The organism is Kouleothrix sp. 19917, assembly GCF_057073505.1.
This window is the reverse complement of the sequence record NZ_CP097099.1, coordinates 3,663,471-3,676,857: the sequence shown is the minus strand read 5'-3', so window position 1 is coordinate 3,676,857 and position 13,387 is coordinate 3,663,471. Positions and strand designations below refer to the sequence as shown.

Sequence of the window (13,387 nt, the reverse complement as noted above, 5' to 3'; positions counted from 1 at the left end):
TGGCAGGCTATTTCGGCGTTGGGACGAACTGGAATGCTGATTATACCGCATAGGCGCAGAGGTCGCAGCGGCTGGAGTGTCGCCCCAATCTCTGCGCCCCCTGCGTCTGTGCTGTTAGGAACGTGATTTCCCAGTGCAATTCCATGTTAGGTTTGGGGACAGGGAAAAGCTGTGTTGCGCATCGCAATCTCCAATCCCTATCCCCCATTCCCCAACCCCTATGCTAAATGCGCATTAGTACGAGCCGGCGATCGAGTCCTTGGCGTTGTTCGCGTCGTAGAAGTTATCGGGGTTGATGATCTTGGTCGGGATCTGCTCGCCCTTGGCGTACTTCTCGAGCGTGTCGAAGGCCGACGGGCCGAAGCGCGGGTTGCACTCGACCGAGGCGCCGAGCTTGCCGTCGATGATCGCTTGCAGCGCGTCCTTCTCCCCATCGATTGAGACGACAATCACGTCCTTGCCGGGCACCTTGCCGGCGGCCTCAAGCGCAGCAATCGCGCCGATCGCCATCTCGTCGTTGTGCGCGTACACTGCGGTCACGTCCGGGTGGGCCTGAAGCAGCGTCTCCATCACCTGGCGGCCCTTGTCGCGGGCGAAGTCGCCGGTTTGCGAGGCCAGGATCTGCATGCCAGCCGAACCTTTGATCGCGTCGTCGAAGCCCTTCTTGCGGTCGTTGGCGGGCGACGAGCCGGTGGTGCCTTCCAGCTCGATGATCTTGGCGTTGCCGCCCGTGGCCTTGATCAGCCACTCGGCCGCGCGCTTGCCTTCTTCAATGAAATCCGAGCCGATAAACGTGACGAAATCCTCGCCCGGCTTGGCGATGGTCTGGTCGACGTTGCGGTCGAGCAGAATGACCGGGATGCCCGCAGCTTTGGCCTTCAGCACGGCTTGCGCCAGCGGCTTTTCTTCGCGCGGGGCCAGGAAGATCGCGTCAACCTTTTGCGCAATCATCGAGTCGACATCGGCGACCTGCTTGGCAGCCGAGCCGGCGGCATCGGTGTACACGAGTTCGTAGCCGCGCTTCTTGGCTTCATCCTGCATGCTGGCGGTCTGGGCCAGGCGCCAGGGGTTGTTGCTCTCGGTTTGCGCAAAGCCGACTTTCTTGGGTGCGCCGCTCAGCTTGGGCAGGCCGCCGCCGCTGGACGAACCGCCAGCGGCAGGAGCCGCGCCGCTGCCGCTGGGCGCCGCGCCGCCACAGGCCGCCAGCATCACCGCAAAGAGCGATAATGCGCTGAACAGCAGGATGAGACGTCGTTGTTTCATGAGAACCTCCTCGTGCTAGTGATTTGAAGGCATCGTGAAATCAGCATCCCGCGCGCCAGGATGCCGAATCAGCGCATAAGCGTGCGAACATTGCGCGAAGACCTCAATAGGCCATTCGGGCGAATGTCGCGGTGCGCAGGGTAGCGAGAGCCAATGGTGGAATTCGATGATGCGATTATAGCAGCGGAAGGCGGGCGGTGTTTGACGGCCGGCTGACAGCTTGCGGGCGCGAAGTGGGCGCGAAGTGGGCGCGAAGTGGGCGCGGCTAGCATACGTCGGTGAAAATCCGTTTCGGTTTGGCTCGCAGTAGACAGTCGCCAGTTGGCAGGAATGATGGCGACTGCTGACTGCCGGCTGCCGACTATAACCAGCAACGCGTTTTTGGAATGCTGCACTAGGACGCTGAGGAACCGCCCGGCCGGCTGCGCGCCATCAGGCCGCGCCCGCGCAGCGTCACGAGGTAGGATTGCCCGCCCGGCACTTCGCCCAGGCGCGCGCGCACCCGCTTGATCAGCGCGTCGAGCGCTTCGTCCGACACGCCATCGCTGACTTCGGGCCACACGGCGGCGACAATCTCATCGCGCGAGCAGATCTGGTCGGCGCGCGCGAGCAGGGCCTGGAGCATGGTGAACTGGGCCGGCGAAAGTTTCGGTTCGAGCCGGTGGCCATCGACCCAGGCGTCCTGCGTGGCGGCGTCGAGCCAGATGCCGACGGCATGCGGCACCGGGCGCGTGTTGGTGGCGTCACCGTCGGCAAAGGTCAGCCGGCCAATCCCGCCCAGGTCGATCTGGTCGCCGTCGTGCAGCGCGCGCGGGCCAGTGAGGATTTCGCCATTGATTGAGGTGCCATTGCGGCTGCCGAGGTCTTCCAGAGTGTAGCTGGTGCCACGGCGGCGAATTGCGGCGTGCTGGCGTGAGATCAGGCGGCCCGCGATCACAATGTCGCAGGCGGGGTCGCGCCCGAGCACGGTTTGTTCGGCCAGCAGCGGCGCTTCGCGCAACGAGCCGTCGGGTTCCTGGATTAAGAGGGAAGCGTGTGCCATAGTTCTTTCTTACGGCCCAAGTGCGTACATGCGATTCGCCTGCACATACACCGTGCCCATGCCCAGTGTTGGCGCGGTGGCGATGCTACCCTTCAGCTGCAGGGCTGCGCGCTCGCCGCCACTGCGCGCGTCGAGGCTGTAGACCATGCCGCCGCTGGTGCCAACAATCAGCCGGCCGCCGGCCAGCAGCGGCGTTGCGACAATTGCCGTCGCCGGGTCGGCTTCGTAGCTCCAGATCAGCTGAAGCTGGCTGCCATCGCGGCGCAGCGCGGTGAGCATGCCCGATTGATCGGCCACGTAGATCGCGTTGTCGGCCACGAGCGGGCGGGCGCTAATTGCGCCGCGCGCCTGCCATCGTAAGCGCTCCACGCCGTTTTCGGCCTCGAAGCCGCGCAGCTCGCCACTTTCCGTACCAACCAGCACCAGGCCGTCGGCCACGGTAGGCTGTGTGGTGATCAGGCTGGGCGTTTCGAATACCCAGCGCAAATCGCCGCTGTTGAGGTCGAGCGCGTAAAGTGACTGGCCGGCAGCAACAAACACGCTGCCCGCGCCAACCGTGGGCATGCCCATGCCATCGGCCAGCTGGCGCGACCACAGAAGCTGGCCCGAGCCGGTTTGCAGGCTGGCGATCCAGCCCTTCACAGTGGTGACAAACACGCGGTCGTTGCTGCGCGTGGGCGCCTGGCGCACCCCGCTGCCCAGGTGCGTGCGCCAGATGATCCTGCCGTTGCTCGGGTCGAGGCAGACGACATCGCCATTCGAGTCGCCAACAAATACCACGCCCGCGCCCGCTCCTGGCGCGCCGAATGGGTTCGCCCCGCCATCTTTGGCCCAGCGCAAACTGCCGTTTTCGGCATTCAGCGCCACCAGTGCGCCGTTGGGTGGCTCGAAAACCAGTGTGCGCGCGGCAATAACCGGCTGTGAGGTGCCAACCAGCCCAAGATCATAATCCCACTTAATTGTCTGCAGCACCGGCACAATTTCCGGCACCACTGTTGCAATCGTGGTGGGCGCGGGCGCGGCGCGCATGGTCCACAGCACCAGCGCCAGGGCGATCAGCGCGACGCTGCCGGCAAAGCCGCCCAGCAGCCAGCGCCACGGGCGGGCGCGTGGCCGCGCGGGCGCAACGAAGGCTTCGTGCAGCGCGGCGACGAACGCAGTTGGCGTTGGGTAGCGATCTTCGGGCAGCTTGGCCATGCCGCGCCCGAGCACGGCGTTCAGGGCGGCGGGCAGCGAGGGGCGCTGCTCGGTGGCGGCCGGCGCGTGCTCATAGATATGCGCGTGAACCACGGCGGCGGCGGTGCGGCCATGAAACGGCGGCGTGCCAGCCAGCATTTCGTAGGCAACCGCCGCGAGCGCATACTGGTCGCTCCAGCCGCTCACCTGCTTGCCGGCGGCCTGCTCGGGCGACATATAGTGGGGCGTGCCCATCTGCGCGCTGTCGCCCGTCACCGTCAGGTCTTCCAGGTCGGCCAGCCCAAAATCGATCAGCACGGCCTGGTCGCCCGCGCCCACCAGAATGTTCGATGGCTTGACGTCGCGGTGTACCACGCCAACCGAATGGGCGTATTCGAGCGCATCGGCGATCTGCGCCAGGATCGCCAGGGCGCGCTCGGGCGGGAGCGGGCCATCGGCGAGCAGCTGGCGCAGCGACACGCCGGGCACATATTCCATTACCAGAAAGGCGAGATCGTCGGTTTGGCCGAACTCGTACAGCAGGGCAATATGCGGGTGACGCAGGCGCGCCGTGCTGATCGCCTCGCGGCGCAGCCACGCGACAAAGCCCGGCTCGTCCGCAAGCTGCGGGGCCAGCACCTTTAGCGCGACCGTCCGCTCCAGCGCGGCGTCGTAGGCGCGATACACCACGCCCATGCCGCCGCGTCCGATTTCGGCCACGATCTCATAGCGCTCGATATGTGTCCAGGCTGGCTGGTATCGTTCGACAGTCACGGCGCATGGTCCCCGTTGATTCAAACGCAGCCACCATCGGTCCGTAGCAAGCAGGGCGAAGCAGCGCTGCTGTGTGAGCTTGGGAACAGGACTGAGATGAGCATCATTATACCAGCATTCGTGGCGCGATAGCCTGGCGTGCTTTCGGCGCAAGGGGTTATAGCAGTGAGCAGTCGGCAGTCGGCAGTCGGCAGTGAGCAGTGAGCAGTCGGCAGTCAGCAGTGAGCAGTCGGCAGTGGGCAGTTGGCAGTCGGCAGTCGGCAGTCGGCAGTGGGCAGTCGGCAGTCGGCAGTCGGCAGTGAGCAGTCGGCAGTGAGCAGTCGGCAGTCGGCAGTTGCATTTTCGCTCTACAGTGCGTTTCTCGCCAGCGCCTGAATGGTCAATGATTCTGCAAACCGCTGTAGGGGATGGGAAACAGGGTTTGGTCATTATAGTGCGGAAGTCCTTTCCTGCATTCCGCATCGCTCGCTTATAACTCTGGAAAATAAATTTCCTCGTACTCCGCTTCCAGGAAGCTCAAGCCAGTTTAATTTCACTCAGATGAGCTTCCTGGGGGCTTGCGTTGTAAAGAATTTATTTTCCAGACTATTAACGTACTGGGGCACGATAGCCTGCACATGATGGAAATTACGAAGATGATAGGTGCCGTATCTGCGGAATCTGCGTAATCTGTAGATAGATGCCGTTCCTCTTTCCAAATTGACATTGCCCTGCGCTTCGGGCGCGAAAAGTCGCGGCGACGCGGGGGTATGGTAGAATAGCCCGCGCACATGCGGCGCAAACGCAGGAGGGCACGATGGACGCGACACACGAACAGCCGGGCGGGCGGCTGGTTGCCATTGGCGACACGCAGCTCTATGTGGTCGAGCGCGGGCAGGGCTACCCGCTGCTGGTGCTGCACGGCGGCCCCGGCCTCGATCACCGCATGTTTGGCGACTACCTCGACCCGCTGGCCGATCGCTTTCGGCTGATTTTTGTCGATCAGCGCAGCCAGGGCCGCTCGGCGCGCGCGCCCGAGGAGACGTGGACACTCGGGCGAATGGCGCGCGACGTGGGCGAGCTGGCGGGGGCGCTTGGGCTGGCGCGCTATGCCGTGCTGGGCCACTCCTATGGCGCGTTTGTTGCCTTGCAGCACGCCGCAGATTTCCCCGGCCAGGCCGCGCAGACGATTGTGTCGAGCGGGCTGCCCTCGGCGCGCTTTCTGGCCGAGGTCGCAGCCAACCTCGCCGCGTTCGAGCCGATCGAGCTGCGCGAGCAGGTCGCGTCGTCGTGGGCGCGCGAGCAAAGCGCCCGCACGCAGGACGACATGGCGTCGATAATGCACGACCAGTTTCCATACCAGTTTGCCGACCCACGCGACCCGCGCATTGCCGAGTTCGAGTCGCGCAGCGCTGGCGCGGTCTACTCGCCCAATGTGCTGCGCCATCTTTCGGCGGAAGAATATGGCGGCATCGACCTGGAAGATCGGCTCGACGCGATCACGCAGCCGCTGCTGGTGCTGGCCGGCCGCCACGACCGCACATGCTCCGTCGCGGGCGCAGAGGCGATTGCGCAGGGCGCGCCACACGCCGAGCTGGTCGTGTTCGAGCACAGCGGCCACATGACCTATGTGGAAGAAAACGAGCGCTACCTCGCCGTTGTGCGCGATTTCCTCCTGCGGCACGGCGCCTGACGTATGAGCCAGCCACCCGCCCGATCCTTCTGGCGCGCGCACGCCGGCCTGTGGCTGGCGCTGGCGCTCGGCCTGGCGCTGCGCGTGGCGCTGTGGGGCAACCTGCCGCGCACCGGCTGGATTTCCGACGAGGGCGAGTACTTTTCGGCGGCGAGCTGGCTGGCGGCCGGGCGCGGGTTCGGCTGGTACCTGGGCTACCTGTGGACGCGCGCGCCGCTGTACCCGCTCTTTGTTGCCGTGCACCTGCGCCTGTTTGGCGATAGCCCCACGCCCGTCTACCTCACCCAAACCGCGCTGAGTCTGCTGAACGTCGCGCTGGTGTATGCGCTTGCCTGGGGCGGACACGCAGGTCCGCGCGAACAGCGAGAGCAGGGCGAACCTACGTGTCCGCCCTTGGCCGCAACCCTCGCCGCGCTTTACTTCCCCTTTGCCGTCTACACGCAGGCGCTGCTTTCCGAAACGCTGTTTATTTCGCTGCTGCTGGCCGGTTTCCTCCTGCTGAGCAGGTGGCAACCCGGCGCGCCGCACGGCTGGCGCTGGCTGGTGCTTGCCGGGGGGGCGTTCGGCCTCGCCACGCTTGCGCGCAGCCTGATGCTGACCTTTCTGCCCTTGGTGGCGCTGTGGGTACTTGTCCAGAATTTTTACCACAGAGGCACAGAAGGCGCAGAAAAGACGAATCTTTCTCGAACCTCAGTGTTCTCTGTGTCTCTGTGGTTCAACCCGGCTGTTTTTCTGCTCGCGGCCGTGCTCACCATCGCGCCGTGGACGCTCTACAACTCGCGGCTGTACGGCGGGCTGGTGCTTATCGACACCAGCGGCGCGTTCAACCTGATGCTGGGCGGGCGCACCGCCTACGACGGCAACAACCGGCTCGATGCGCCGTCGCGCAATTTCGTGCGCGCGCTGCTCGACGCCAACCTGCTCGCCAAGCAGCGCGCTGCGCTCATTCAGCCCATTGCCGCCGCCGACGGCACCGTGCTTTCGGATGGGCCGTGCCTGCTGCGCGGCGGTGATGCGCGCTTTGCGGCGGCGCTGGCGCGGCCCGACCGCACGGCCCTGCCGCAGGCGCAGGTGCAGCAGCTGATGAACGCCGAGGGTTCCTGCCTGATCCGCGCCCGCCCGCTCGCCTTTGCCCGCAAGTCGCTGGCCGAGCTGGTCGATCTGTTCCAAATCAACTACAGCGGCGACGAGCGCTTCACCGACAACTTCACCGCCGGGCGCTTGCCGCCGCTCTACGCGCTCGGCCTGTTTCTGCTCGACGATACGCTGTATGTGCTGGTGCTGCCGCTGGCCGTGCTGGGCTGGGCGCTGCTCTGGCGCGCGCGCCCACGCGGCCCCGGCGCAAACCTCCAGGCGCTGATGGGCCTGTGGCTGCTGTACAATCTCGCGGTCGCGCCGCTCTTGTTCGCGATCAACCGCTTCCGCCTGCCGCTCATGCCCTTTCTGTTCATCTTCGCGGCCCATGCGCTCGTGCAATTTCCGGCCGGCTGGCGCATATTACGCACACGGGTGGGCGTGGCCTGGGCTGCGCTGGCGCTGCTGCTCTTTCTGGTCGCGGCGACGCCCTACGCCTGGCTGCTGCCGCTGAACGAGCGCGGCGAATCGCCCTGGGCATCCTACCTCGGCCCCTACCCGTCCAGCTTCGACGACACCGCCAGGGCGCTGGCCGCCCGCCCAGCCTACATCCGCAGCGAAGCATTGCGCACCGCCCTGCGCAATGGCGACGCCGCCAGCGCCCGCGAGCTGCTGGCCGGTGGCGCGCTCACGCCCGACGCGCAGCGCTTCGGGCCGGCGCTGCTCGACGCGCTGGAAGGGAACCCCGCCGCCGGGCTGGCGCGCTTCGACGCGGCGGCGCTGGCGCCCGCCAAAGATGTCAAGGCCGCGGTGATCGTGGCCGACCTGCTGCGCACGAGTGGGAACAGCGCCGCCGCGCGCGCCCTGTTCTCGCAGCAGTTTGTCGACAACGCCAACCCGGTGCAGTTCGCCTGGGATTGGCTGCACCCCGCGCCCATCCCCGGCAACGCGCTCGACATCGCTGGCAATCTCGATCTGGGCTACCTGCGCGGCTGCTACCTCGGCGAAGGCGACCCCCAGGCGGGCGGCAATTTCCGCTGGTGCAGCGACGGCGCGCAGCTGCGCTTCCCGGCCGCCGGCACGGGCGCGCCGCAGCGGCTGATTGTGCGAGCGGATGGGCGCGGCTGGGCCGGCTATGCCGCTGCGCCGCCGCCAGTTACGGTATGGATGAATAATGGAGCGGTCGGCAATTTCACGCCATCGCTGGATGCCCCCGCTGAATTTGCAATCGCGTTGCCGCCCAGCCCGCCCGGCGCAGATGTCGTGCTGACGCTGCGCACGCCCACCTTTGTGCCCGACGCCGCGCGCTACCTCAGCCAGCAGGGCTCGCAGGTTGGGCAGGTGCAGCAGCTTGGCGTGCGCCTCGACACTGCGCGGCTGGAGGCAGCGCCGTGAGCGACCCGAAGCACGAGCCACGAGACGCGAGACGCGAACCGCAAGACGCGAGACGTGAGACGCGAGGTCGCAAAAGTCTCCTTGTCTCCTTGTCTCCTTGTCTCAGTTCCTCCCTGTCTCCCCTTGTCCTTGTCTTTCTCCTGGCACTGGGGCTGCGCCTGCTCCTTTGGCGCTGGCACGAGCAATACCCGCTCGGCGGCGACGAGCAGGAATACTTCAACCAGGCGCTCACTCTTCTGCGCGAGCATCGCTATGCCGAGCTGAACCTGATGCGCCCGCCGCTCTACACCGGCTTTTTGGCCGGCTGCATTCTTCTTTTCGACTCGCTGGTGCAGCGCATCCGGCTGGTGCAGGCAATCATCTCCGCGCTCACCGTCGTGCCGATCTTCCTGCTGGCGCGCCAAATTTTCCCGCGCCCGAAAGTCGCGCTGCTGGCCGCATTGCTCTGCGCGCTCGATTTCACGCTGGCCGCCAGCGCCACCGAGCTGCTGACCGAAACGCTGTTTGTGTTTGGGCTGGCGACCGTCTTCTGGCTGCTGCTGGCGGGCGCGCGGCGGCGCTCGGCACGCTGGCTGGGCGCGGCTGGCCTCGCCCTCGGTGCGCTGATCCTGCTGCGCTCGGTGGCGCTGCCGCTGGTGCCGCTCGGCGCGCTCTGGTTATTTGTCCAGGGTCTTCACCACAGAGGCGCAGAGGGCACAGAGAAGCCGAAAGCTGCTCCCACCTCAGTGTTCTCTGTGTCTCTGTGGTTCAATCTGGCTGTCTTTGTGCTGGCGGCGGCGCTGGTAGTGGGGCCGTGGACGCTACGCAACGCGCTGGCTTACCACGCGCTGATTGTGGTAGACACAACCGGCGCTGAGAATCTCTGGCTCGACAATAACCCCGCCGCCGCCACGCCCGCCGACCCGCTCGGGCGCGAGGCCGCCAAGCGCGCGCTCTACGCCCTCGGCGACGACCGGGCGGCGCGCCAGCGGCTTGCCAGCGCCAACGGCCTCGCCGCAATTGCCGGCGACCCGGGCTGGTTTCTCGCCAAAGCCTGGGGCGAGGCGCAGAAGTTCTTTGCGCTCCAGTTCTTCGACGACATGCGCGCGCGCCGGGCGATCTGGGTGCCGCCCGCCGAGGTCTGGCTGCGTGTGCTGCTTGGCGACGGCATGTGGCTCGTGCTGCTGCTTGGCGGCGCGGCCGGGCTGTGGCTCTGTCGAGACAGGAGGCAGTCGGCAGTCGGCAGTCGGCAGTCGGCAGTCGGCAGTCGGCAGTCGGCAGTCGGCAGTCGGCAGTCGGCAGTCGGCAGTCGGCAGTCGGCAGTCGGCAGTTGGCAGTCGGCAGTTGGCAGTCGGCAGGGGACAGGGGACACGAGACTGGGGACAGGGGACACGAGACTGGGGACAGGGGACACGAGACTGGAAAGCCAGTGGGAGCAGACACGGGGCACGAGGCACGAGAAAGCCGGCATCCTGAGTAGGCCGAAGGGCGTATCAAAGCGCAGCCCTGAGCTTGTTGAAGGGGGGGGCCAAGAAAACAGCAAACAGGAGAAAGGAGACAGCAGGCAAAGGCATATTGCATATGCCCACGCCTTTGCCGATGCGCGCTGGGTGTTTGTGCCATGGGCGCTGTACACCCTGTTCACCGCCATGCTGTTCCACACCGAGCTGCGCTACCGCCTGCCGCTCTACCCCGTGCTGCTGCCCTATGCTGCCTGGGCGCTCGCGCAAATTGCCCGCTGGCGCTCGCTGCCCAGTGCGTGGCGGGGCGTGCGACTCGTCGGCGCGGCGCTTACGGTCGCGGCGCTGCTTGGCGTGACGCTACTGCATGCGCCATACCTTTCGGAAAGCGTGATGCTGGCGCGCAAGCACTGGCAGCTCGCACAGGCCGAGCGCGCTCTTAGTGCGGGCGATGCTGCCGCTGCACAATCGGCTGCGGGCGCGGCGCTCGCGCTCGACCCCGAGTCGGCGCTGGCGCGGGTGGCGCTGGCGCGCGCGGCCCTGGCGCAGAACGACCGCCCCGCCGCGCAAACCCAGCTGGATGCGGCAATCGCTGCCCTGCGCGCGCAGCCCTACGCGCACCTGCTGCGCGGCGCGCTCATGCGCGAAGCAGGCGACCGCCCGGGAGCTGCGGCCGAGTTCGTATACGAAACCAGCTCGCGCGACGACCTCCAGCGCTGGAGCTGGCAGGCGTTCGATTCATTCCAAACCATCCCGGCCAGCGTGCAGGTAGGCGACGCCGACCTCGGGCTGATCCAGGGCTTCTGGCCGCCAGAAAACGGCGCGCGCTGGACGCACGGCACCGCACAAATTCGGCTGGCGGGCGCGGGCACGCAGCTTGTGCTGGAGCTGAATGCGAACCGGCCCGCTGGCGCGCCACTGCCACAGGTGCAGGCGCGCGTGAATGGGCAGCTTGCCGCGCAGCTCGCGCCAGCGAACGGCTGGGCGCGCTATACTGTCGCGCTCCCCCCTGCCGCCCATGGTCCGCTGCTGATCGAGCTACAGAGCGACACGTTTCGCCCGCGTGCCTACGACCGCGCCAGCCCCGACGACCGCGCGCTGGGCGTGCTGGTGCGCAGCGTGGCGGTGACGCCATGAGCCTGAAGCGCTTCCTGCCCGCGCGCGACGGCGTGCTGCTGCTGGCGCTGCTGCTCGCGCTGGGGCTGCGCCTGCTCTTGTGGAGCGGCCCGCTGCACCAGCCCGCCAACGACGAAACCGAGTACATCGCCGTCGCGCGCGACCTGCTGGCCGGGCGTGGCTGGCAGTTCTACGACCACTACCACTGGCTGCGCGCGCCGCTCTACCCGCTCTGGCTGGCTGGCTCGCTGTGGCTGGCTGGCGGCGACCTGCACCGCGCCGCGCTGCCGAACATCCTGCTCAGCACGGCGACGGTCTGGCTGAATTATCGGCTGGCGCTGGCACTCCTTGGGCGGCGTGCTGCCCGTGTGGCCGCGCTGCTCACGGCAGTTTTGTGGACGCTTGTGACCTTTGCCAGCCTGTATATGGGCGAAACGCTGTTCACTTTCTGCTTCACCGCCGGGCTGCTGTGCCTCGTGCCGGGCCGCGGCACGGGCGTATGCGATACGCCTTATACGGGGGTATCGCATACGCCCAGCCGGCTTGTGCTGGCGGGGCTGGGCTTCGGGCTGGCGACGCTGACGCGCTCGGCGCTGATGCTGTTTTTGCCGGTGGTGGCGCTGTGGCTGCTCGTCCAACATGTTTACCACAGAGGCACAGAGGGCGCAGAGAGGGCGAAAGGTTCTCCAGCCTCAGTGTTCTCTGCGTCTCTGTGGTCGAATCTGGCTATATTTGTCTTGGCGGTCGTGCTCACCATCGCGCCGTGGACGGTACGCAACTACCTCGCCTACGGTCGTTTTATAGCAGTAGAAACCGGCCTGTCGTACAACCTGTGGGCCTTCAACGAGCCGCGCGAAAGCGGCAACACGATCTTCCGCGCGCTGGAAAACATCGCGAACCCGGCCGAGCGCAGCGACTACGCCACCGCCAGGGGGCTGGCACGCCTGCGCGAAGACCCCGCGATTCTGCTGCGCAAGCTGTGGCCGAATTGGGTCGCGCTCTGGCGCGTCAAGCCAATCGAAGATCGCTTTCTGCAAGAAAATTACTATGGCGACGTGTCGCTGCCGCTGTTCGCCACCGCGCTCGTGCTCGACGATGCGCTGTATTTCGTGATTGCGCTGGCGGGGATTGCGGGCATGGGCTGGTATTGGGCGCGGGCGGCGCGCTCGGGCTGGCGCAGGCTGCTCGCGTCACCGGCGGCGCTCCACGCGGGCTGGCTGCTCTACACTGCCGCGACGATCATGCTCACGCACGGCGAAGGGCGCTACCGTCACTTCCTCTTCCCGGTGCTGATCCCCTATGCGGCGTGGCTGCTGGTGGGGAGACAGTGGGCAGTGGGCAGTGGGCAGTGGGCAGTGGGCAGTGGGCAGTGGGCAGTGGGCAGCGGGCAGCGGGCAGCGGGCAGCGGGCAGTGGGCAGCGGGCAGGAGACAGGAGACAGGCGGCATCCTGAGTAGGCCGAAGGCCGTATCGAAGCGTAGCCCTGAGCTTGCCGAAGGGGGTGCCGTGGGTGACGATGACGCGCAGGTAGGCGTTTCTTCGTCGTCGGTCCTTCGTCTTTCGTCGGCGGTTCCGCTCGCCCTGTTCCCAATGGCCGCGCTGGTGGGCGTCACCTTCATGCTGGCCTACCCGTGGGGCTGGGCCGCGCAGAACCTCGCGCGTGGCTGGGCCGCCCAGCGCGCCGAGATTGCGTGGGCGCGTGGCGACCAGACTGGCGCGCTGACGCTCGACGCCGAGGCGATTCACGTGCAGGAAACGCCCGACGGCTGGCTGCGCCTGGGCGATCACGCGCATGCGGCTGGCGAGGTGACGCAGGCGCTGCAAGCCTATCGCGCCGCCGTCGCCCTGCAAGCCGATTACCCGCCCGCCGTCGCGCACCTGGGCGACATGCTGCGTGCCACAGGCGACCTGCCCGGCGCGCGGCGCGTGTTCCAGCCGGAAGACATCGGCCAGCAGGAGTTGACCGACTGGAGCTGGCGTGTGCTCACGCCGGTGTTCACCGACACGCTGGCGATTGGCGACGGGCTGGATTTCGGCTATGTGGCGGGGATGTACCCGGCCGAGGTGCTGCAAGGCGTGCCGGCGCGCTGGACCGACGGGCACGGGCTGATCCGCTTTGGCACGCCGCCGGCAGGCAGCCCGCCGGTTGCACTGCTGCGGCTGCGGCTGGCCGCGCCCCGCCCCGACGGCGTGCCTGTCACGGCGCAGGTGTGCGTGTCCGGCGTGTGCCAGCCGCTCGCGCTGAGCGCGGCGTGGCAAGTCTACCTCGTGCCGGTCGCGCTCGACCCGGCCGCGCTCCTGTTGGTAGAGCTGCGCAGCCCAACGTTTGCGGCGGGCGGGCGGCAGCTTGGCGTGCAGATCAGCGCCGGGCTGGTGGGCGCGCAATAAAAAAGCAGGGCGAGGAAATTCCCCGCCCTGCTGGCTGAACATGGGTCGC

The 13,387-nt window shown here is 66.9% G+C and carries 7 protein-coding genes; 4 read left to right on the top strand and 3 right to left on the bottom strand.

From position 1 onward, the window contains the following. Nucleotides 1-234: 234 nt before the first annotated feature. The 3 genes from M1P90_RS15015 to M1P90_RS15005 all read right to left on the bottom strand — a co-directional run bounded on the left by M1P90_RS15015 (nucleotide 235) and on the right by M1P90_RS15005 (nucleotide 4,255). Nucleotides 235-1,263 carry an ABC transporter substrate-binding protein gene (locus tag M1P90_RS15015; RefSeq protein WP_483703561.1) on the bottom strand — a complete coding sequence of 343 codons (1,029 nt, stop codon included), beginning with the start codon at nucleotides 1,261-1,263 and terminating at the stop codon, nucleotides 235-237. Nucleotides 1,264-1,657: 394 nt separating this feature from the next. Beyond that, nucleotides 1,658-2,305 carry an FHA domain-containing protein gene (locus tag M1P90_RS15010; RefSeq protein ID WP_483703559.1) on the bottom strand — a complete coding sequence of 216 codons (648 nt, stop codon included), beginning with the start codon at nucleotides 2,303-2,305 and terminating at the stop codon, nucleotides 1,658-1,660. A 9-nt stretch (nucleotides 2,306-2,314) separates the two neighbouring features. After that, the gene (locus M1P90_RS15005; protein WP_483703557.1) at nucleotides 2,315-4,255 is read right to left on the bottom strand and encodes a protein kinase domain-containing protein; all 1,941 of its coding nucleotides are present in this window, start codon (nucleotides 4,253-4,255) and stop codon (nucleotides 2,315-2,317) included. A 796-nt stretch (nucleotides 4,256-5,051) separates the two neighbouring features. Here M1P90_RS15005 and M1P90_RS15000 point away from each other — a divergent pair. The 4 genes from M1P90_RS15000 to M1P90_RS14985 all read left to right on the top strand — a co-directional run bounded on the left by M1P90_RS15000 (nucleotide 5,052) and on the right by M1P90_RS14985 (nucleotide 13,338). Then, the gene (locus M1P90_RS15000) at nucleotides 5,052-5,927 is read left to right on the top strand and encodes an alpha/beta fold hydrolase (RefSeq protein WP_483703555.1); all 876 of its coding nucleotides are present in this window, start codon (nucleotides 5,052-5,054) and stop codon (nucleotides 5,925-5,927) included. A 3-nt stretch (nucleotides 5,928-5,930) separates the two neighbouring features. Beyond that, entirely contained in the window at nucleotides 5,931-8,396 is a 2,466-nt protein-coding gene (locus tag M1P90_RS14995; protein ID WP_483703553.1) for a hypothetical protein, read from the top strand. Nucleotides 8,397-8,485: 89 nt separating this feature from the next. Beyond that, complete coding sequence (locus M1P90_RS14990; protein WP_483703551.1) at nucleotides 8,486-10,972, top strand: glycosyltransferase family 39 protein; 2,487 nt, start codon at nucleotides 8,486-8,488, stop codon at nucleotides 10,970-10,972. After that, nucleotides 10,969-13,338: a glycosyltransferase family 39 protein gene (locus M1P90_RS14985; protein WP_483703549.1), complete on the top strand. Its 2,370-nt coding sequence runs from the start codon at nucleotides 10,969-10,971 to the stop codon at nucleotides 13,336-13,338. Before M1P90_RS14990 ends, M1P90_RS14985 begins: the two co-directional genes overlap by 4 nt. Nucleotides 13,339-13,387: the final 49 nt, after the last annotated feature.

Bases quoted from the DNA above. Each gene is read 5' to 3' on its own strand.
- M1P90_RS15015 (WP_483703561.1), bottom strand. From the start codon at position 1,263: ATGAAACAACGACGTCTCATCCTGCTGTTCAGCGCATTATCGCTCTTT.
- M1P90_RS14995 (WP_483703553.1), top strand. From the start codon at position 5,931: ATGAGCCAGCCACCCGCCCGATCCTTCTGGCGCGCGCACGCCGGCCTG.
- M1P90_RS14985 (WP_483703549.1), top strand. From the start codon at position 10,969: ATGAGCCTGAAGCGCTTCCTGCCCGCGCGCGACGGCGTGCTGCTGCTG.
- M1P90_RS15010 (WP_483703559.1), bottom strand. From the start codon at position 2,305: ATGGCACACGCTTCCCTCTTAATCCAGGAACCCGACGGCTCGTTGCGC.
- M1P90_RS15000 (WP_483703555.1), top strand. From the start codon at position 5,052: ATGGACGCGACACACGAACAGCCGGGCGGGCGGCTGGTTGCCATTGGC.